The sequence below is a fragment of the Nissabacter archeti genome (assembly GCF_018257325.1).
Taxonomy (GTDB): domain Bacteria; phylum Pseudomonadota; class Gammaproteobacteria; order Enterobacterales; family Enterobacteriaceae; genus Chimaeribacter; species Chimaeribacter arupi.
In genome coordinates this window covers 411,909-433,490 of sequence record NZ_JAERKB010000001.1, presented here as the reverse complement: position 1 = coordinate 433,490, position 21,582 = coordinate 411,909, and the positions used below count along the sequence as shown (strand labels likewise).

The window sequence follows — 21,582 nt, the reverse complement described above, 5'->3', positions numbered from 1 at the left end:
TCAGAACGTTTCCCAGTCGCTGTCATTGACCCGGCCGGTGCGCGCACCGGCGGTATCAGGCACGATGGTAGGCAAAGGCGTACGCGCGCTTTTCACGGTGCTTGCCGGGCGGGCCGGGGCGGTGCTCTGGCGGCCGTTCAGCCGGAACACGGCTACGGACTGCGTCAGGCGGGCGGCCTGCGCCTCCAGTGACGCTGCCGCCGCAGAAGCCTCTTGCACCAATGAGGCATTCTGCTGCGTCACGCTGTCCATTTCCGACACCGCCTGGCTCACCTGAGAAATGCCGCGGCTCTGCTCATCCGATGCGGAAGCGATCTCGCCCATGATGTCTGTCACGTTAGTGACTGCCGACACAATCTCACGCATGGTATCACCGGCGTTGGCCACCAGCCCGGCACCTTCCCCTACCAGCGTCACCGACTCCTCAATCAGCGTTTCAATCTCTTTCGCCGCATCGGCGCTGCGCTGTGCCAGATTACGCACTTCACTGGCCACCACCGCAAACCCACGCCCCTGCTCACCGGCACGGGCCGCTTCTACCGCCGCATTCAGCGCCAGGATATTGGTCTGGAAGGCGATGCTGTTGATCACCGTGGTGATCTCGGCAATCTTGCCGGAGCTTTTGGAGATGCTCTCCATGGTGCTGACCACGTCATTCACCAGCGTGCCGCCCTGGCGCGCTTTATTGGAGGCGTTGGCCGCCAGTTGGCTGGCATGGTGGGCGTTGTCAGAGTTCTGTTTCACGGTGGCCGTGAGCTGCTCCATGCTGGCAGCGGTCTGCTCCAGTGACGCGGCCTGCTGCTCCGTCCTGGCAGAGAGATCGGTGTTGCCGGAGGCGATCTCGGTCGATCCCTGGTGGATCGACTCGGCGCCTTCACGCACGGCGGACACGGTTTCCGCCAGGGCCTGCTGCATCAGGTCAAGGTTGGTCGCCAGCACGCCAATCTCATTGCGGCCGGGGCGCATGGCCGGCAGGGTCAGGTCACCGGCGGCAATCTGGCGGATGCGGTTAACCAGCATCAGCAGCGGGGCGACAACGGCCCGGCGCAGCACCACGTAAGTCAGCAGAGACAGCCCCAGCGCCGCGGCGAAAGCCAGCGCCATCATCAGGTAACCCCGGCCGGCATTGGCGCGGGCGTGCTCATTGATCTCATTCGCCTGCGCCGTACGGAACGCCGAAGAGGCTGATACCGGCTTACGGTAGTCCTGCTCCAGCTTGCTGAGCGTCGCGGACTCCAGCGCCAGCACATCCTCAAACTGGCCCGCTTCGGTGGCGGCCAGCATCGGCGTGATGCCCATATCACGGTACAGGTTATACGCCTGGGTCAGTTCGGCATTGAACTGGGTGCCGGACTCACTGCGTTTGCTGTTGGCAATAAAGTGGTCAAACGACGCCTGGGATTGGGCAATCATCACTTTCGCGGCCTTAATATCCTCTTGGAACAGCGTGGTGTCGTTCACGCGGGAGGCAAAGGCAGCCTGAATCATGATCAGGCGGGCAGTACTCAGTTGGTTGGCGCTGTCCGTCAGCGCTTTCCGGGTGGCGATCTCCTGGTTATTGTTGACCAGCGCATCGTTACTCTCCTTCAGGAAATAGCTGGACGCCCCAATAGAAACCGCAAACAGCAGCAGGATGCTGCTCAGCACCACGATAAACAACGTGACCAGACGGGTGTTTCCGATCACCCCGGTCGGTAAGGAACCTTCAGCGTGTGAAGACGCATTCATAATAGTGACTCGTTGCAAGGTGTAAAAATAACCCTGTGCAGGCAAATCGCACAGAAGAGTATGCCGGGCTGTTATCGGCCGTAAAAATCAAAGCTTTAATCGCGGTCAGGGAAGGGCGCACGCGCGTGTATGTGGGGCGCAAAGGAGGGAAAAGCCAGGCGTGATGCGCCCTGCGGGGCAGTGGAAAATTCTGCCGGGGTGACATAAGAGGATTCTTAAAAGCGGATGAAAAGTGAAATAAAATGGGGGATTTCAGGTGAAATAAAATAACGGTACGGTCGTAAATTTTATTCAGGGTGTAAAGCAGGAAAAAATAAAAACAGCGACGCAGTAGAATAGGGAATCAGGCTGGGGAATAAAAATCCCCACCGGGTAAAACGCCGGTGGGGTAAAAGCGCAAAAAAAGTAACTGGTGAATTCACTCATTTTTAATTACCGCAGTAATTAAAAATGACAATAGCTTATTTAGCGCATTCTTGGTGTGAAAAAATAAAACGGATTACCGGGTGTTGACATAAATACCGCTGGTCAGGGTGTCAGTCAGGCGCACCACATGATAAATAACCTGCTTATTATGGGTTTTAATTTTACGTTTAATATTGCCTTTATGTGACGAGACCGTTTTTGCTTTGATTTGCATCTTGTCAGAGATCTGGATGGTGCCTTCCCCGGACATCCACATGCGCAGCATGTTAGACTCGGTCTGGCTCAGCGTTACCGGCGTCACATCGATCTTTGGGCGCTGCTCTGCCGCGTGGCTGGTCTTTTCCAGGTAACCTTTCAGCAGCTCGTTCAGGGTCTGTGGCTTAATCGCTTTTGAAGAGATAATCACGTTCTTGCGAACAAAGAGATACTCTTCAAAATGGATATTGGTAATCGCCATGAAAATCAGGAATAACGTATCCGGATGCTGCATTATAATACGTTTAATCCGCTCTTTTGCGTTGGTTTCATGAATAAAACAATCTTCATTAATAAACACAACGTTGGGATTTAATTTACTGCATCGTTCCTGAAGGCTTTCCAGGTCGTTAATGGCATTTATATGTTTCTTTCTGACGCCATTACTTGTCAGGTAATCGGTCAGACCCAGGCGTGTATAGCTGCATGAATCCATAATGATCGTCGGCATAAGAGAACCCCTCAATTAAATCCGTTTTTAACCGTTAAATTACAGTAAGAAAAATCCTGAAGACGAGAAAATAGATCAGATACATCACGTTGGTGTATGTTCTACCAACAAACCTATCACCAGTTCAATGATAATTTCAGACTAAACCGCTGATCTCACACTAACTATAAATTTGCCTTAAGTCAGTGGTGCCTGGTAAACCGGGTTCTGACAGGAAAAAAAGAGCCGGATACCTCCTTTCGGGTAGGAGTATTACCGGGATTGACGGTGCTGGCGGGCTTGTACCCTGGAGGAGAGAAGGTTAGTCAAAGAATCCAGTCTTGCATGATAGTTAAAAATAATTCATCTATTACACCCTACTGATTGACTAAATATCAGAATTTGTCTTAAGTCTATTTTTTGTACAAGTCTCTGTTGGGCTTTACTTTTTATAAACAATGACTTATGGAAATGCGCCTTTGCTGGAAATGATAAGCACTTAAAAAAAGATCAGTAAATGCACAAGAAAGTAACACTATTGAAACTTAAATCACGTATAGAAGTCCTTTTTGTAACGCATTTTACAGAGATGCCGTACGGTTTTTGTCCTGAATTGTGAAGTAAAAGCATTTTAGACTAATGAATTATCTGTTTTGCTGAACAATTCATGAAATCATCCTGGACTATTTCATTTTATCAGGCCTGTGCTATCGTTAACCGGTTGCTCAAATTTTGTTATGTAACCTCAGAATTTACATAACAAAAATCAAACATCCTCTTTTTCACCTATACCGCCCGCGCTGCCGTTTCTTTCATAAGCGGGAGTGGGCCAATGACCATAACAAGGATGATACCTATGCCTGTGATTAATCATTTCGGCCAGCCGGTGGGGGAAGACCTGCCGTCATGGTCGGCCCGGCCGCGCCCGGCGCGTATTACTCTGCCCGGTGACTATTGCCGCCTGGAGCCGCTGATGGCAGAGCGCCATACCCAGTCGCTGTTTGATGCCTATTACAGTATCCCGCATAACGAAGGGTGGACCTATTTGCCGGTTGAACGCCCGGCGGATTTAGCCGCGTTCCGCCAGTTGCTGGCATCGCTGGACGGGGCGGAAGACCTGCACATGGCCGTCATTGATAAAACCAGCGGCGAGGCGCTCGGCACCGCGGCGTTTTTGCGCGTTGACCCTGCGCATGGCGTGGCAGAAATAGGCTGGATTAACTGGTCACCCCGGATGCAACGGCAGCGCGCCGGCACCGAGGCGATTTTCCTGATGCTGCGCTACCTGTTTGATGAACTGGGCTACCGGCGCTGTGAATGGAAGTGCGACAGTCTGAATGCCCCTTCACGCGCAGCGGCGCTGCGCTACGGTTTCCGGTACGAGGGGCGTTTCCACCAGGCGATGGTGAGCAAAGGGCGTAACCGCGACACCGACTGGTTCGCGCTGCTGGACAGCGACTGGCCGGCCATCAGGCAGGCGTTCTCCCAGTGGCTGGCGGCGGACAACTTTGATGGGGCGGGCCATCAGCACCGCCGCTTGCAGGCATTTATGCCGCAGCACCCGGCATAAGATGCAGCCGGGGGAATGCCCCGGCTGCGGTTACCAGTAAGGTTGCCACACCTGGGTCAACCGGGTCAGCGCCTCCATATAGAAGTAATCCCCCCAGCTGCAACACTCATCCACCCCTTTATTATCCGCCAGGTGGTAGACCGAATGTTTCAGCAGCCCGGTCCCCGGCTCCTGCGGCGCAGCCAGATAGGTCTGCGTCAACGAATCCATTATATGCAGTGCGGCTGCCTCGTAGCGCCCGCGGTCGGCCCCGGCGGCGGGCAGGGCGGCAGAAAGCTCCAGCAGGCCGCACACCGCAATGGCCGCCGCTGAGCTGTCCCGCAGGGCGTCGGTGCCGAGCAGCGCCAGGTCCCAATGGCAGACGCCATCCTCCGGCAGGCGTTGCAGGAAGTAGTCCGCCAGCCGTTGCGCCAGCCGCACCATCTCCGCGTCACCGGTATAGCGCCAGCTCAGCATAAAGCCGAGAATGCCCCACGCCTGCCCACGCGCCCAGCAGGAGTCATCGGCATAGCCCTGGTGGGTATTGCCGAAGCGCGGCTCGCCGGTCACGGTGTCCATATAAAAGGTGTGATACGTCGAGCTGTCCGGCCGCACCAGATAACGCGCCGCCTGGCCGGCATGGGTGCGGGCGGCATCGGCGAAGCGCGGGTCGCCGGTCTGCGCGCTTGCCCAGTAGAGCAGCGGCAGGTTCAGGTTACAGTCGATGATCATCCGCCCGCGCTGCGCCGGATCGTTAAGATCCCCCCACGCCTGAATGATCCCGGCCTGGGGGTTAAACCGCTCCAGCAGGGCCTCGGCCGCCAGCAGGGCGATGCCGCGCGCGGCCCGGTCGCCGGTCAGTTGCCAGGCACACACGCAGGAGAGGCTATAAAGGAAGCCGAGATCGTGGGTCGCGGTGTCGATCCGCTGCACAATCCGCCGGCCAAAACTGACCACATGCCTTTCAGCCAGCGCCCGGTAAGCGGGGTTGCCGCTGTGTTCCCACGCCAGCCAGAGCTGGCCGCTCCAGAAAGCGGGCGTCCACTCCACGTTATCACGGGCTTGATAGTGGCCGTGGAGGCAGGTTTCCGACGGGAAACGGTCGCCGAAGGCGGCCATCCCGGCGTCAATACGGGTCAGCACCGTGGCCCAGGCCTGTTCCAGCCGGGCGCTGAGGGCGGCGCGGTCCGGCTGTGGCCGGGCAATAAAGGGGGGATGGCTCATGGCGTACTCCTTGTCAGTGAAAATCAGTCAGGGTTTCAAACGGGTGAGATCCGCAGCGGGCGCAGGCGGCGTTGCGGTGCGGGCCGCCCGGCAGGGAGAAAGCGTAAAGGCGGAGATCAGGGTAAACAGCAGTGCGGCCGCGCCCATCAGCAGGTAGGTGCGGTCAAAACCGATGCGGTCATAGAGGTAACCGGCCGGGGGCGCGACCACCACTGACCCGACATAAATCATCGCCTGATAGCCGAGCAGGTACATGGTGGCGTTAACCCGTTTCGGGAAATGCTCGGCGATATATTTAAACACCGAGATCAGCAGCAGCGAGATCTCCAGCCCGTAAAACGGCTTGATCAGCGAAATCATCAGCGGGTCATGCACCAGCCCGGAGGCGATCAGCCGCAGCCCGACCACCAGGCCGGTGAGCAGCATCCCTTTTTTGGCGCCGAAATGGTTCACCAGCCACGGCAGCGCCATCATCATCAGGAACTCCAGCCCCGATTGCAGGGTGCTTAAATAGCCGTACATCGCGTTCCCCTGCTGCTGCGTCTCAAAGAAAGAGACGAAATAGCGCGGGAATTGCTGCTCCGCGATAAACATCATCCAGGCCACGCCGGCCACATAGAGGCTGAACATCCAGAATTTGCGGTTTTTCAGCAGCAGCACAACATCAGCAAACACAATCTTCTCGTCGGAGATCACCTGGTTGTTCTTCAGCTCCTGCTCGCCGATTTTCAAACTGAGCAGCACCGCCAGCATCACCAGCGAAGTGGCGCTGCTCAGGCAGAAATTCAGCAGCGGGGAGATATTGAACAGCACGCCGGAAAAGGCCGCGGCCAGCGCCCAGCCCAGCGACCCCCACATGCGGATCTGGCCGAACTCCAGCCCGTAGAGGCGGCTGAAGCGGTCAGCGTAAGACTCAGAGGCCGCCACCCCGGCGTACCAGCCGAGGCTGAGGTAGATGGCCCCCAGAATGATGCCTGCCAGCGGGTATGACATCAGCAGCGGCTGGTAGACCCCGGCGAAGAACGGTGCCATCAGGGCGGAGAGCAGGATCACCACGTACAGCAGGCGCTTGCTCATGCCGATCTTGTCCATGATGTAGCCGTAGACCGGCTTCATCACCACCGCGAACACGCCGTTAACGGCAAACACCGTGCCGATGGTGACGCTGTCCAGCCCCACTTTCTGGCTGAGCCACAGCGCATAGAGGCCGAAACTGGCGGACCAGGTAAAGAAGTAGAGGAAAATGAAACTGCTCATCTTGTAGTAAGCCGTTTTTGCCACGGCCGGGGCAGAGCCGGTTGACGGTGCATCCATGAGGGTTCTCCTGCGTAGGGTCAGGGAGCCGGGCGGCAACAGGGCTGCCGCCCGGCGGAAACGGTGAGCAACACGATCAGAGGCGGACCAGGCGGCGATGGCCGCCGGACACCAGCGTCAGGCCGTCGGCTGACAGCGCCAGTTGCGGCACCTCAGCGTCTGCGATCGCGGCCTGCGGCGAGGCAGCCACCCAACAGCCGAGCCAGTGTTCGCCGGGCGGCAGCAGTGCTTTCAGCACCGGGATTGCCGCCGTGTCGGCAAACATCAGATTGCTGTTGGGCGGCGTGCGCACCCAGTCAGCCTGCCGGGGCACAGTGGCGTGCAGGCACTGAATCACACTGGTGCCGTTGCGCGCGGCGGCGTCACAGCGGCGGCCCTGCGCGCCGGTGCGGATAAGCGTATGCCGGTCAGACACCACCGCAAAACCGCCCTCGGCACTGCTCAGCGTGCGGGCAGTGACGAGGTGGTGCAGCCGCACATGGCCTTCACCGGCCGGGATCAGCCAGGTCGATACCTCAACGTCATGCCACGGCAGCCAGCGGCTGAAGATCAGGTCATCGCGCGTTTCCACCTCCCGGCAGTCGCGCCGCCCGCGCCAGTACTCATCCTGTTCCGCCAGCAGCAGCATTGAATCCCCGGCGGCATGCGGCAGGCCGTAGCGGCCGCGCTCCACGCAAAAGCCAAAACGGTTGGAGTAGGCGAACTTGGTGTATTTCGGGCCGGTGTTGACGAAGTTATTCAGCTCCAGTTGCCCGGCGGTCAGCAGGAACAGGTGGTCATCCTGCGCGTCACGCACAATCAGTTGCCCGGCGTGCGGCAGCGTGCGTTGCCGGCCGAGGCGCGGCAGCGGCAATTCCTCCGCCTGCCAGAATGCGCTCTCTTCCGGCAGCGCCAGCACCAGAAAGAGCTTCAGCGCCCAGTAGGGGGAGCCGGGCGCGTTGTAATCCTCGGCCATGATCAGGTTCGGGTAGTGGTAACCTACGCTCAGCACGCCGTCGCGCTCAAAAATCGGCTGTTGCAGCCAGTGGCGCAGGTGGCGCAGCACCAGCCCTTTCACCACGCCGGGCGAAAACACCGGCAGGCCGGAAAACGCCACCGCGCTCCAGAACGCGGCCTCGGCAAAGCGGTAGGTCAGGCTGCGGCCAAACGGGATGGCGGAGCCGTCGGCGGCGAACTGGTAAATAAAATCCTGGGCAAACGCCGTGGCACGCTCACGCAACAAGCGGGCGCGCGCCGGGTCTTCCTCTTCCATCAGGGTGGCGTAGAGCAGGCCATAAAAGTGGAAGCCCATCGAGATGTAGTAATCGCGCGGGCGGCCCGGCCCGTCGGAATACCAGCCATCGCCGAGGTAGTAATGCTCCATGCAGGCGAAATGGCGTTCAACCGCTGCCCGGTTGAACGGCAGCCCGGCGCGGTGGAACCCCACCTGCACCAGAATCGGGAAGTAGTGCCAGTTGTTGTCCGGGATGTCGGCGGCGGCGCTCTGGTTCAGCCAGGCATAGATCGCCTGTTGCTGCGCCTCGCTGAACCACTGCCGCCAGCGTTGCGGCAGCAGCGCCAGCCCGACGCCGAATACCGCCATCTCCACACAGCGCTGGTCATACGCCTGCACCTCACCCCAATAGCCGGGGTCCGCCGGGTCGGTGCCGTGGGCGATGGCCTCGATAAAAAAGGGCAACTGTTCATTGTGCCCATCGCCTGCCAGCAGCGGGAACAGCCCCCACAGCATCCGCGCCAGCGCCTCCATCCCGGCGATGTCCGGGCCGTAATGGGCGGTGAAATGGCCGAGCGGAATGCGGCTCGCGCCCGCCCGGCAATAAGGGGCAACCGCCCCAAGCAGGGTATTCAGCGCCGCCTGCATCTGCGGCCGGGTAGTCAGCTCGCCGGCAAAGGGCGAAGCAGGGAAAGGGGCATCTTCAGGGTGCATCTGGGCCTCCTGATCCGGCGGATCGGGTTAACAGGAATAATTGGAATAGTCGGGAATGAAAGGTCAGAAAATAGGCTAACCTTGTAATCACTTTATTGTTTTTTGCCGCTGAACAGCTGGGCGGATAATACAGGCAGGGAAAAGCTGCTAATTGTTAGACAGCTCACAAAATGCGCGCTTTTTTTAAATGTCAGTTGATTATCTGGCCGTAACCCGGCTTAAATTATAAAAAAATGCTAAAAAACTTAATTTTGTTGTCTTCGCCATAAAGGGAAAAAATGTTCTCAACAATAATAAAACCCGAGTCAGGAGCCTGTTTATGGCGGATAACGATTTTCTGGAACGTATTGCACTGAATGAGCGATTTATCTCTTTTACCCGGATGAGCACCACCAGCGCCAATTATTACCATTGGCACCAGTGTCTGGAAATCCTGTTTGTGATGCGTGGGTACGGCATTGTGATTGTCGATAACCAACAATACACCCTGCGCCCCGGCCGGATGTTTATCTTCCCGCCGTTCAAGTTACACAAAGTCTATGTGGAGCAGGGGCCGGCCAACCCCTATGAGCGCACCACGCTGCATATTGAAAACGTGGTTATCGACACCGCCCTGCAACCCTTCCCAAAACGCCGGGCAATCTTCCGCCAGCTGTGCGACACCCAGAGCCTGGCGCGCATCTACGATTTAAGCGAACACAGCGATCACCTGGATTACCTGCTGGAGAATTTTCACACCCTGTGCCGCCACGGCACGCACCAGCTGGAAGACATCGTGGTGCTGGTGCTGCAACTGATGGCCTTTATGCCGGAGCAGGGGGTGCACCACCACGCTTTCCCGCACACCACCGCCACCAAAGTCATGAACTGGATCGAAGAGAATTACGACTGCAAATTCTCGCTGGAGCGGCTGGCGCAGGCGGTGGGGCTGTCACGCAGCTACACCTCGCGGGTTTTCAGCCAGGAGACCGGCGGGTCAATTCAGGAATACCTGGTGACGCGGCGGGTGAAGTGCGCCTGTGAACTGCTGCGCGGCACCGATCTCACCATTGAGCAGATTGGGCAGAAAAGCGGCTTTGCGGATACCCCTTACTTTATTACCAGCTTCAAAAAACTGATCGGCCAGACGCCGCTGCAATACCGCAAAACCAGTTGCCACCCCGACCCACGGCTGACGTAGCCATTCAGCGCGCAGACCATACCGGCAGGTCGCGCCCAAGCGGCCGGGCGGGCGTGTGCCAGAGCATCGCGGTGCCGTCGAGTGTCACTGGCGCATACAGCCGGGACGCCACGCCCCAGGCCGTCAGCTCCAGCGTGTCGCGGCAATCGCGGCGCGTGGCGGGCGGCACCGGCTCGCCGGCCAGGAACGCCGGGTAACGGTGGGCGGCCAGCTCGCGTGCGGTACGCGCCAGTGACATCCGCACGCTGCACCCGCGCCCGTGCCGCAGCCGTTCCGCCAGCCCGTGCAGCACCGCCGCCGCCATCAGGCAGCCGGTGGCATGGTCCAGCGCCTGCACCGGCAATGGCCGCGGCGCGGGTGCCTGAAGGCTCTCCATACCACCGGCGGCGATGCCGCAACTCATCTGCACCAGGCTGTCAAAGCCGCGCCGTTCGCGCCACGGGCCGTGCCAGCCGTAAGCATTCAGGCTGACATCCACCAGCCCTGGGCTGAGCGCCTGCCGCTGCGCCTCGCCGTAGCCCAGCTTTTCAAGCGCCCCGGCGCGGTAGCCATGCACCAGCACATCCGCCCCGGCCAGCAACTGCTCAAAGGTGGCGCGATCCTGCGGGTGATGCAGGTCGAGGCGTGCACAGCGTTTCCCGGCAGTGACGTCCGGTTCCATGGACGGCTCCTCCCAGCCGGGCGGATCGATGCGCAGCACCTCTGCGCCAAACCCGGCCAGCGCGCGGGTGGCGGCCGGGCCGGCGATGATCCGCGTTAAATCCAGCACCCGGATACCCTTCAGCGGCCGGGCCCGCGGCAACGCCCAGTGCGGCCGGTCGGCCCCGGCGGCGTGGGGCTGCCACAAAAACAGCGGATCCTGCGCCACCGCCTGCCCCTGCGGGTGCTGCTGCCACTGCGCTTCCGTCATCATCCGGGCGGCACAGCCCCCGGCGGCAACAATCTCCGCTTCCAGCTCAGCGTTACGGCAGGCAGCCACCCTGGGGGCGAGGGTGGCGCGGTCAGCCGCTGCGCCGAGCAGCGCCTCCACCACCCGGCGGTGGTGCGGGGCATTGGTGTGCAGCCGGATCCAGCCGTCCGCGGTGGGGTAGTCACCGGCCAGTGCGTCCCAGGCGGCGGGCAGCGCCCAGCCGTGCGGCAGCAGCGTGGTGCCGAACCAGAGCGAGGCGAGCCGCCGGTCAACCTGTACCGGGGCCAGGGTGCCGTGGCGCTCCGCCAGCAACGCCGACAGCGCCCGGCCCAGCACGCCGAAGGATGCCTGCGCCAGCTCACTCACCGGAAACAGCGAGGGGTAGCGCCCGTCACCGGTGAAATGCAACGGGGCGGCGGCCCCCTGTGGGGCGAGTTGTTGCCACAATGTCTCCAGCAAGGCAGAGGTCAGGGTCTCAGGCATCGGGCGTACTCCCTCAGGCTATTTCCTCACACTATTCCCTCAAGTATATACACCCTGCGCCATTACAGGGGCTTAGCCTGCACCGTCTCGCCGCTCAGCACAAACTGGCCGCCGCCGAGGTGGTGAATCGAGTGCAGCGCCCGGTTTTCCGGGGTGAAGTGCCAGCGCCCGCTATGGAACACCCGCGCATCGGCCGCCGCCGCCAGCACTTCGCCAAAGCAGGTGTCATACTTCTCCTGCGACCCGGCCTCAGGCAGCAGGCGGCACTCCAGCCAGGCGGCACAGCCGGTTTCAATCAGCGGTACGCCGGTCTGTTCCCCGGCCTGCGCCGCAACCTGATAACGTGAAAACTTCTCTTCCTCACGGCCCGACACGCTGCCGAGTGCGTAGGCGGTGTCGATAAACGCGGCAGTCGGGACGCAGATGCCGAATACGCCGCTCTCTTCGATCAGCGTGCGGCTCAGGGTACTTTTGTCTACCACGATCGCGATGCGCGCCGGGGTGAACTCCACCGGCGTTGACCAGGCGGCGGTCATCACGTTGCGTTGCTGGCCGTCGCGGCTGCGGCTGGTAATAAGGATGGTCGGGCCGTGGTTCAGCAGGCGGCTGGCGTGTTCCGGCAGTACCGGTTGGAAAAAGGACATAGTGATTCCCGGTCAGTAAAAAGAAGCCAGAGTGTAAAACATCTGTCACCGGCTGCGGCAAGGTAAGTGTGCGCACCGTTCACCCCTACATGTAGTTACAACATACTTATTGCCGCGACGGCACCCTCAGGCAGCAGCGGTGCAGGGGGCACAATAAAAGGCTAAAAAGCGGGTAAAGCAGGAATGAGGGCGGCACACCAGCACGTGACCACACGCGCAGAAATTCCGCTGCATTTTCAACCACACGCTCAGAGCAATGGATACAGAATGTTCTTAAACCTCGTCCTGCGCAGAACTTTTCCGCAACTGCCGGGCAACATATTGCGGCGCGCCCGCAGCCCGCATACACTGCGGCGTGGCGTGTGCTGCCTGTTGCTGAAAGCAGGGCGTAACGGGCTGTGATTGTTGGGTATTGCCGTATTCACGCCATGAATTTTCCGTCACCCTTGATGTCGTAAATTTTCGAGCCCCGGCGTGGCCCTTTTTGCCGCATCCCTTATTGCGGCCAGGACGCCCGGACTGACACTTTGCCCAGCACAGGAACTTCCTCAGGCATGGAAAGAAGAGCATTCCTTAAAGCATCACTGGCGTTTGCCGCCTACTGCGGTACGCCGTTGATGTCGTCACTATTCAGCCGTTCTGCGGCGGCCGCCGACGTGGCAGACGGCGATGTTACCCCGTTCGACTTCTCCACCCTGCAAAACATGGCCCGCGATCTGGCCGCCACCCCGTTCGGTGGCCCCCCGGCCGCCTTGCCGCCGACGCTGGCCGGGCTGACCCCGCAGGCGTATAACAAAATCCAGTATGACCATGACCACTCGTTGTGGAACGGCAACGGCGCAGGCCGCCAGCTGGATGTGGAGCTGTTCCATGTCGGCATGGGCTTTAAACGCCGGATACGCGTCTATTCCGTGGATGCGGCCAAACAGCAGGCGCGCGAAATCCACTTCCGCCCTGAGCTGTTTAATTACCACGATGCAGGCGTTGACACCAAACAGCTGGAAGGGCGGGACAACCTCGGCTTTGCCGGCTTCAAAGTCAACAAAGCCCCGGAGCTGACGCGCCGGGACGTGGTCTCTTTCCTCGGGGCGAGCTATTTCCGTGCGGTGGATGATACCTACCAGTACGGCCTCTCCGCCCGCGGCCTGGCCATTGATACCTTTACCGACCAGCCGGAAGAGTTCCCGGACTTCACCGCCTTCTGGTTCGAGACGCCGAAGCCGGAAGACACCACGTTCATCGTGTATGCACTGCTCGACAGCCCCAGCGCCACCGGGGCATACCGCTTTACTATCCTCTGTGAGAAAGAGCGGGTGGTGATGGAGATTGAGAAACACCTCCACGCGCGCAAAGACATCAAACAGCTCGGCATCGCGCCGATGACCACCATGTTCAGCTGCGGCACCAATGAACGCCGGATGTGTGACACCATCCACCCACAAATCCACGATTCCGACCGGCTGGCGATGTGGCGCGGCAACGGCGAGTGGGTCTGCCGCCCGCTCAACAACCCGCAGCGCCTGCAATTCAACGCCTATGCAGATGACAACCCGCAGGGCTTCGGGTTACTGCAAACCAACCACGACTTTGATGATTACCAGGATGTGATCGGCTGGTACAACAAGCGGCCGAGCCTGTGGGTCGAGCCGATCGGCAAGTGGGGCAAGGGTGCCGTCAACCTGATGGAGATCCCGACCACCGGCGAAACGCTGGATAACATCGTCTGCTTCTGGCAGCCGGAGCAGCCGCTGCGCGCCGGGCAGTCGCACAGCTACGCCTACCGTCTCTACTGGGCCTCTGAGGCGCCGGTGAAAAGCCCGCTGGCGAACATCAAAGCGACCCGCACCGGCATGGGCGCGTTCCCGGAAGGCTGGGCGCCGGGCGAAAACTACCCCACGGTCTGGGCGCGCCGTTTCGCGGTGGACTTCATCAACGGTGAGCTGAAAGCCTACGCCGACAAGGGCATTGAGCCGGTGATTAACGTCTCATCCGGCCGGGTCAACAATATTGAGATCCTGTATGTTGAGCCGATCAACGGCTACCGCATCCTGTTCGACTGGTTCCCGGACAGCGACAAAGCCGACCCGGTCGAGATGCGCATGTTCCTGCGCTCCCACGACACCACGCTGAGCGAAACCTGGCTCTACCAATATTTCCCGCCGCCGGCCGATAAGCGCAAATATATCGACGACCGCCAGATGCGCTAATTTTTTGCCCTGCGTCTGTCAGCTAACAGCCCGCGATTGCGGGCTTTTTATCGCCTGCGCATTAACCCGGCCTGGGCCGCGGCAGTTTATTTTCCCGCCGCGCGAACAGGCGTAACCCCTTATTTTCGTTATCATGCCGTTGCAGTGATGTTTGCGATTTCCTTTGCAAATCATGCGGTTTCTGCTACCACCCGGCGGCAGGGCGGCGCATGATGCTCTACGCTTTATCAGGTGCCGGAAATAAACGCACCGCTGTCGCCGGAGGTGTGTGAATTTAAAGTTAATTAGTAACATTAAATTCACATAAAATGCACTGCGCGCCGGCAGACTATTTTCGGCAGTGAGGATAATCTCTTCCGGCCTGAACATCAGGGCCGGTTCATGTCTCCACCAAGAGGTAAAAGCCATGAGTAAATTTGTTTTTTCATCACCACGGAAATATGTACAGGGAAGCGGCGTCATTGAAGACCTGGGGCGTTACTTGCCTGCGCTTGGCGATAATGCCCTGCTGATTGCCGATGAGATTGTCTGGGGCATTATCGGTAAGCGGGTGGAAGCGGCCCTGGGTGAAGCGGGCCTGCGTTACCAGTTTGAGCGCTTTAACGGTGAGGCCTCCAGCAATGAGATCTCCCGGCTGGCGGCCGCGGCAAAACAGGGCGGCACCACGCTGGTGGTCGGGCTGGGCGGGGGCAAAACCCTGGACACTGCCAAAGCGGTGGCGGACGAGTTGCACCAGCCGGTAGCGATTGTGCCGACCGTCGCCTCCACCGATGCGCCGTGCAGCGCCCTGTCGGTTATCTACACCGACGAAGGGGTCTTTGACAGCTACCGCTTCTATGACAAAAACCCGGATCTGGTGCTGGTGGACACCGCCGTCTGTGCGCAGGCCCCGGCACGCCTGTTTGCCTCCGGCATTGCTGACGGGCTGGCAACGTACGTCGAGGCGCAGGCCGTGAAACGTTCCCACAGCAAATCGATGGTCGACGGCGACCCGACCATCGCCGGGATGGCGATTGCCGAAGCCTGTGAGAAAACGCTGCTGACCTACGGCTACAGTGCTTACAAAGCGGTAGAGCAGAAACTGGTGACCCCGGCAGTAGAAGCGGTGGTGGAAGCCAACACGCTGCTCTCCGGCCTGGGCTTTGAGAATGCCGGGCTGGCCGGGGCGCACGCCATCCACAACGGTTTTACGGCGATCCAGGGGGACATTCACCACCTGACACACGGTGAGAAAGTCGCTTACGGCACCCTGACCCAGATGGTGCTGGAGCAGCGCCCGGATGAGGAGATCGCGCGTTATGTGCGTTTCTACCGCGCCATCAGGATGCCGACCACGCTGGCGGAAATGCACCTGGAGAATGAGACCTTTGAGAATCTGGTCAAGGTTGGTGCACTGGCAGGCAGTGAGGGTGACACACTGAACAACCTCAACCCGAACCTCTCCGCAGAAGATGTGGCCCACGCGATTCTGGCGGTGGACGCCTTCAGCAAAACAGTGAGCTAAGCGGTTCCCGGCCGGGCGGCACGCCGTCGCCCGGCACACTGTTTTACCGCGACAGGGTAGTACCGGCACAGGGTATTACCGTCTTACACCTTTCCGCTCACCTCTGTCAGGAGCCGGCATGTTTTCGCATGTTTACCTCGGCGTGAATGATTTCACGCGCGCTTTTCAGTTTTACAGCACGCTGTTACCGGTACTCGGCCTGCAACTGAAATTTTGTGATGAGCAGGCGCAGTGTGCAGCCTGGTGGCAGGCGGGCGTCGCGCGGCCGTTGCTGGTGGTCAGCCGCCCGCACAACGGTGAGCCGGCCACGCCCGGTAACGGGCAGATGACCGCGCTGCTGGCACGCAGCCGGGCGCAGGTGGATGAGGCGTATGCCGTGGCGTTAGCCCACGGCGCGCAGGATGCAGGCGCACCGGGCCTGCGGCCGCATTACCATCCTGACTATTACGGCGCGTATTTCCGCTGCCCGGAGGGCAACAAACTCTGTGTCTGTTGCCATGCGCCGGAATAGGGGGGAATGTCAGGGCAGCAGGCGCGGCAGCACCAGCGGCAGCAGTGAGAAGAGATAGAGCAGCAAACCGATACACGCCCCGACGAGGGTGCCGTTGATGCGGATGAATTGCAGGTCTTTCCCGATGTTCAGTTCAATCTGGTGTGACATTTCCGCCTCATCCCAGCTTTTCACCGTATCGCTGATGTGTTTGGTCAGGAAGGCGGCGAAGTCCGGGGCCATACGCCCGGCGGCCTGTTCAAGCTGGCGGTTCAGGGTGCTGCGCAGGGTGGCGTCCTGTGCCAGTGTTTCGCCCAGCCAGCGCCCGGCATCGCGCATTTTCTGCTGGAGCAGGGAGTCCGGTTTATCCAGGTCATTACGCATCCACTCGCGCAGGTCGCCCCACAGCGCTTTGACGTAAGTATTCAGCGTTTCGTCATGTTTCAGGTAGCTTTTGATCTCTTCCGCTTTCAGCGCCATTGCCGGGTCATGTTTCAGGCGGCTGATAAAGCTTTCCACTGCCATATCAAAGCGCACGCGCAAGGCGTGGCCGCGGTCGGCGCTGATTTCATCCAGGATGGTGCCCACCGCGTCAGCAATCATGTCGGCGCCATGTTCGCCCAGCCAGCTGGTCGGCAGGATTTTCTCTTTAATCGGGTGTTCGCGTTTCACCCAGCGCACGATCTGGCGTGACAGGGTGGCGCGGGTCGAGGGTTGTTCCAGCGTGCGGATCAGTTGGGTCACGGCGCTGTCGAGCAATTCCTGATGTCGTCCCTCTTTGGTCATGCTTTCCAGCAGGGTCGCAACGGATGCCGTAAGGTCGATTTTGTCGATCAGGGTAAACAGGGCTTTTTTGAGGAAACGTTGGATGCGCACATCGTCGGTCATTTCAAACAGGCCGCGCAGCACCCGCACCAGGTAGCGCGCCATCCGTTCGGTGTTGGCGGGGGTATTCAGCCAGTCGGCCAGCATGGTTGCCGGGTCATAGCGGCGGATCAGCCCGACCAGAGAGTTAGCATCCAGGAATTTTTCCTGCACAAACAGCGCGAGGTTATCCGCAATTTTATTTTTATTGCGGGGAATGATGGCGGTATGGGCACCAATCAGCGGCAACGGCACGCGGCGGAACAGCGCCACCACGGCGAACCAGTCCGCCAGCGCACCGACCATAGCGGCTTCCGACACGGCCTTAATACCGTCAACCCAGAGGTTGCGCGGCAGAAACAGGGTAATAACAAACACGGCGGCCGCCGCGAGTAACAGCAGCAGGGCATTGCGCTTACTGCGTTTGAGTTCTTTTTCTTTATCCATAAGAACAGTTTAGGATCATTTTTTACCGGAGCGCAAAATTTTCCCGGCCCGCAGAAGATTACCGCGCCATAAGAATCCTCACCGAACAGCGCAGGGCGAGCACACCGCACATGCAAAATCCACCCCTACCATTTCCTGACATACCTAAGAATATGCAGTCTGGTGGGGGCATAAAAATCATTGCCGAATGGAGCCGCAGGGCCGGGCGAGCGGACAGGACGTCCGCGAGAGGTACAGCCACGCTGGGAGCGTGTCTGTACTGGCCCGAGCAGCCCGGAGGCGAAGTGAGGGTTACCCGCGGTAGCGGGCAATGATTCAGCCAAACCACCGAAAGTGCGCGGGTGCAGGGCGAGCGCACTGGCGCGCCCTGCTCGGTTGAGGCAATGAAGGACAGGTAGACAACTGCACATGAGCAACCGAAACATGCCACTTGACCCGTAGAAGCCGTGACGCGTACACAATGCCTGCGGGTGCAGGGCCGGCGCGCCGGCAGGCCCTGCTCGGTTGAGGCTCAGCAACCAGGGTGGACAACCGCACATAAACAACCGAAACATTCCACCGCACATGAGCAACCGAAACATGCCACCCTAATCACCCAATCAGAACGTAAACCCTACCTGTGCCACCGCCCCCCAGGTATTGTCATCCCCGACCATCCCCGTCAGATCCAGGTGCACTTTCTTATACGGGGACAACCCAATACCGCCGGTGAACACATTGGTGTCATTGGACTTCATGTCCGCCCGGTAACCGGCGCGCAGTTGCAGCCAGTCAAAGGCGCGGAACTCGGCCCCGACCCCGGCGTACTGGCTGTCTTCTTCCGATTTGAAGCGCTTGGTCGGCGTCATATCCACGTCCGCCGTGGCGGTGATGCGCTCGTTATGCCAGGCCGCACCGCCGGTCACCAGCGGGCGGATCTGGTAGGTATCGCGGTAGCCGTTCACCTCTTTGGTGTCGATGTCACGCGGCACCAGGTTCTGCGCGCTGAGGCCCAGCGTCCAGGCGTCAGAAAGATCGGCCGATAGCCCGGCATCCACGTTGAAACCGGTATTGGATTTCTCATACTCACCGTTGGTGATGTCTGACTTATCGTAGTCATACACCGAGGTGTAGTAGTTATAGAGCGTGGTGTGCTGGATTTTCGGCGTCACACCCACTGACACCGGCAACCCGCCGACGTTGAATTCATGGGCCATGGCCACGCCATAATCGGTGATAATTGCCGCCCGCCCGTGTGCGCTGGAGGTGAGGCGGTCTTCATCGCCCGGCAGCGGGATGCGCACGCCGTCGGCGATCTGTTGCAGGTAATCAATATCCCCCTGCGATACATCGGTGCTGACGTGCGCATTGCCGTAGGCTTTCACCACAAAGGCGAGCGGCAGTTGATCGTTCGGCAACGTCACCGCCAGCGAGGCCCCGGCATTGGCCCAGGCCTGGCTGCCCTGAATGCCGCGCAGGTCACCCGCTAAATCGCCTGCCGCCCGGCGCAGGGCGCTGTAGCTGGTGACGTTGTCGCTGTAGCTGTCCACGCTATCGGAAAGGTCATCAATTTTGTCGAGGATCTTATCTTTATCCGTGACTTGCACCCCTACGGCCGGGAAAATGACGCTGATATCATCGGTGCCGGTCGCTTTGGTCATCAATGCCGGGTTAGCCAGCACCGCAGAGCCATACGTGGAAGACGCCACACCGGTGCCGCCCATCGCATCGTTACGGGCCTCAAAATAGTTGCCTGCGGCCAGCGCACTGAGGGGGGAAAGCAGAAAAAGCGGAACAAACACGTTGCGTGAAGAGACGCGGAAGAGACCCAATTTACTCGCCATTTTATTTACCGAGGCCATCGTATTTCCCGAATAAGAACCCGGCGTATCTGCCGGGATAACCATGAATTACCCCCATCATGAAACAGAATGGGGCGGATCATTGCTGTGAATAGGCACGGTTATTGGCGGCTCTTTCGGCCTTGCCTTTTTATAATTCGGTGTAAAGCAGCACCTGACCCCGGCAGAAACCCGCCCGGCAGGTGAAAAAAGAGACTGCCCCAGAAGCATAAGCGATTTTTATTACAATCACAGGAATTTTCACATTACCCCCGGCAAGTGAAATCACCCAGGCTGGCTTGCGTATTATCTTTTTTTATTTATGTAGATAATTTTTAAGAGTAAAAATTGATTTCACCCTCGGCGAAAAAAGATGAAATACGTGCACAAACTGCGCAATGCATTTTATTAATAACCCTGTGAAAACTGTGATTAATAAGCCCGGCTCATCGGTATGGTTGAAAAGCGCTATTCTGGCCGGCGGCAGGAATAAAAAGGCCGGCAGGGGCGGGGGCATCAGTGGGGAAACAACGCGGCATACTGAGGAAATAAAAAAGGCGCCCAACGGGCGCCTGGTTTTTCAGGGGGTGGCGGGCACGGTTTGTGCCGGGCCAAATACCGAATAGCTGGGCAGGGCAATATTCTGGTAAGGCTGCCAGCCGCCTCCCAGCGCTTTATACAACGCCACCAGATCGGTGCTGGTTTGCACCCGCGCCTCGGTGGCCTGTTGCCGCGCCTGCGCCAACTGGCGCTGTGCATCCAGCACATTAATAAAGGTGGTGATGCCCTGGCGGTAACTTTCACTCGCCAGATCGTAAGCGTTCTGAAGCGAGGCGGCAGTGCGCTCCAGCCCGTCAACCCGGTCCTGATCGGTGCGGTAACTCACCAGCGCATTTTCCACATCCTGCAACGCGGTCAACACCGTCTGGCGGTAGTCCAGCACAGCGCTGGCCTGTTGCGCGCGTGACAGCCGCACATTGGAGACCAACCGCCCGCCCTGGAAAATCGGCAGCGAAATCTGCGGCCCATAAGAGTAGAAATGGCTGCTCCAGTCGGTGAGATAGTCCGCATCGGTGTTGCGCATCCCGACCTGGCCGGTCAGGGAGAGGCTGGGGAACATCTGCGCCACCGAGACGCCGATCTCCGCGGTGGCGGCGTGCAGGTTCGCCTCGGCCCGGCGCACATCCGGCCGGCGGCGCGCCAGTTCTGCCGGAACGCCCACCGGCACGGCGGCCGGGATCGGCGGCAGCGGTTTCACAGCCCGCAACTCAGCATCCAGCGCGCCCGGTGGCTGGCCGAGCAGCACCGCCAGCGCGTTCATCGCCTGCCGTACCTGCGCCTGATAACCCGGCAGCTGCGCCTCCAGTGACCCAAGCTGCGCCTGCGCATTCTCCACATCCAGTTGCGGCGCCAGGCCGTTTTTCGCCTGGCTCTGCGTGAGGTCGGTGGTCTGGCGGGCGATATCGATCTGCGTTTGCAGCGTGTTCAGCACGCTCTGTGCCCCGCGCAATTGCAGATAGGTTCGCGCCACTTCCGCTTCCAGCGACACCAGCGCATCGTTGCGCTGCTCGAGGGTGGCTTGCGTCTGGGCATCGGCCGCTTCCACTGCCCGGCGCGTTTTGCCGAACAAATCCAATTCCCAGGAGGCGTCAAACCCGCCCTGGAACAGCGTGACCGGCTTCGTCACGCTGCCCAGCGCATCCGCCGCTTCCGGGCTTTCCGCCTCAAGTTGCCCCGGAATATCGTGCGCTTCCAGTATCCCTTTCAGCCCGAGTTGCTGGCGGTTGACGCTGGCCGTGGCATTCACGGAAGGCAGATACGCCCCGCGCGCCTGCGTCACCTGTTCCCGCGCCCCGGCAATACGCAGCACCGTCTGCTGCAACGACAGGTTGCCGTTAATCGCCCGGCCAATCAGGCTGTCGAGCTGCGGGTCATTAAAACTGCGCCACCAGGCCGGGTCCGGCTCGCTGGCCAGCGCCACGGAGCCGGGTTTCGCCTGGGTATGAGACGCCAGATCGTTAAATGCCTTGGGCGTCTGTGCCTGCGGCGGCTGGTAATCGGGGCCAACGGAACACCCGGCAAGCGCCAGCACCGCCAGGGCCACCGCCAGCCGTAAAGGGGAAGGGGGCAGCAGGCGCAACGGCGCCCGTGCAGAACTGAACAAGGTAGAGACAGCCATG

The 21,582-nt window shown here is 59.8% G+C and carries 15 protein-coding genes; 5 read left to right on the top strand and 10 right to left on the bottom strand.

From position 1 onward, the window contains the following. Both JK232_RS01830 and rcsA read right to left on the bottom strand, forming a co-directional pair. Window positions 1-1,728 (bottom strand): methyl-accepting chemotaxis protein, encoded by a 1,728-nt coding sequence (locus JK232_RS01830; protein ID WP_212588695.1) that lies wholly within the window; start codon window positions 1,726-1,728, stop codon window positions 1-3. Between the two features lie 499 nt (window positions 1,729-2,227). Then, entirely contained in the window at window positions 2,228-2,860 is a 633-nt protein-coding gene (rcsA, locus tag JK232_RS01825) for a transcriptional regulator RcsA (RefSeq protein ID WP_101835799.1), read from the bottom strand. 835 nt (window positions 2,861-3,695) lie between these two features. Here rcsA and JK232_RS01820 point away from each other — a divergent pair. Beyond that, window positions 3,696-4,409, top strand: a complete 714-nt coding sequence (locus tag JK232_RS01820; protein WP_212588694.1) for a GNAT family N-acetyltransferase — start codon at window positions 3,696-3,698, stop codon at window positions 4,407-4,409. Between the two features lie 30 nt (window positions 4,410-4,439). Here the strand turns inward: JK232_RS01820 and JK232_RS01815 are convergent, their stop codons facing one another. From JK232_RS01815 to JK232_RS01805, 3 genes are all read right to left on the bottom strand, one after another. After that, window positions 4,440-5,612, bottom strand: a complete 1,173-nt coding sequence (locus JK232_RS01815) for a glycoside hydrolase family 88 protein (protein ID WP_212588693.1) — start codon at window positions 5,610-5,612, stop codon at window positions 4,440-4,442. Window positions 5,613-5,639: 27 nt separating this feature from the next. Then, window positions 5,640-6,926 (bottom strand): oligosaccharide MFS transporter, encoded by a 1,287-nt coding sequence (locus tag JK232_RS01810; protein ID WP_101858071.1) that lies wholly within the window; start codon window positions 6,924-6,926, stop codon window positions 5,640-5,642. Between the two features lie 76 nt (window positions 6,927-7,002). After that, window positions 7,003-8,853, bottom strand: a complete 1,851-nt coding sequence (locus JK232_RS01805; protein WP_246538177.1) for a DUF2264 domain-containing protein — start codon at window positions 8,851-8,853, stop codon at window positions 7,003-7,005. Window positions 8,854-9,172: 319 nt separating this feature from the next. Here JK232_RS01805 and JK232_RS01800 point away from each other — a divergent pair, with 319 nt between their 5' ends. After that, complete coding sequence (locus JK232_RS01800) at window positions 9,173-10,033, top strand: AraC family transcriptional regulator (protein ID WP_072928356.1); 861 nt, start codon at window positions 9,173-9,175, stop codon at window positions 10,031-10,033. Window positions 10,034-10,037: 4 nt separating this feature from the next. On the opposite strand, the gene JK232_RS01795 is transcribed toward JK232_RS01800, so the two are convergent. Next, window positions 10,038-11,426 carry a CoA transferase gene (locus JK232_RS01795; protein ID WP_101835805.1) on the bottom strand — a complete coding sequence of 463 codons (1,389 nt, stop codon included), beginning with the start codon at window positions 11,424-11,426 and terminating at the stop codon, window positions 10,038-10,040. 62 nt (window positions 11,427-11,488) lie between these two features. Continuing rightward, window positions 11,489-12,070, bottom strand: coding sequence for a flavin reductase family protein (locus JK232_RS01790; RefSeq protein WP_072928358.1), 582 nt, complete (start codon window positions 12,068-12,070; stop codon window positions 11,489-11,491). Window positions 12,071-12,624: 554 nt separating this feature from the next. Here JK232_RS01790 and JK232_RS01785 point away from each other — a divergent pair. From JK232_RS01785 to JK232_RS01775, 3 genes are all read left to right on the top strand, one after another. Continuing rightward, on the top strand, window positions 12,625-14,277 hold the full coding sequence (locus tag JK232_RS01785) for a glucan biosynthesis protein D (RefSeq protein WP_101835807.1): 1,653 nt from the start codon (window positions 12,625-12,627) through the stop codon (window positions 14,275-14,277). Between the two features lie 406 nt (window positions 14,278-14,683). Further along, window positions 14,684-15,781, top strand: a complete 1,098-nt coding sequence (locus JK232_RS01780; protein WP_072928360.1) for a glycerol dehydrogenase — start codon at window positions 14,684-14,686, stop codon at window positions 15,779-15,781. Window positions 15,782-15,899: 118 nt separating this feature from the next. Next, window positions 15,900-16,292: a VOC family protein gene (locus JK232_RS01775; protein WP_072928361.1), complete on the top strand. Its 393-nt coding sequence runs from the start codon at window positions 15,900-15,902 to the stop codon at window positions 16,290-16,292. Window positions 16,293-16,301: 9 nt separating this feature from the next. Here the strand turns inward: JK232_RS01775 and JK232_RS01770 are convergent, their stop codons facing one another. From JK232_RS01770 to JK232_RS01760, 3 genes are all read right to left on the bottom strand, one after another. Continuing rightward, window positions 16,302-17,582: a DUF445 domain-containing protein gene (locus JK232_RS01770; RefSeq protein ID WP_101828805.1), complete on the bottom strand. Its 1,281-nt coding sequence runs from the start codon at window positions 17,580-17,582 to the stop codon at window positions 16,302-16,304. A gap of 599 nt (window positions 17,583-18,181) precedes the next feature. Next, window positions 18,182-19,405, bottom strand: coding sequence for a conjugal transfer protein TraF (locus JK232_RS01765; protein WP_101828833.1), 1,224 nt, complete (start codon window positions 19,403-19,405; stop codon window positions 18,182-18,184). 577 nt (window positions 19,406-19,982) lie between these two features. Beyond that, window positions 19,983-21,581 (bottom strand): efflux transporter outer membrane subunit, encoded by a 1,599-nt coding sequence (locus JK232_RS01760; protein ID WP_101835813.1) that lies wholly within the window; start codon window positions 21,579-21,581, stop codon window positions 19,983-19,985. Window position 21,582: the final 1 nt, after the last annotated feature.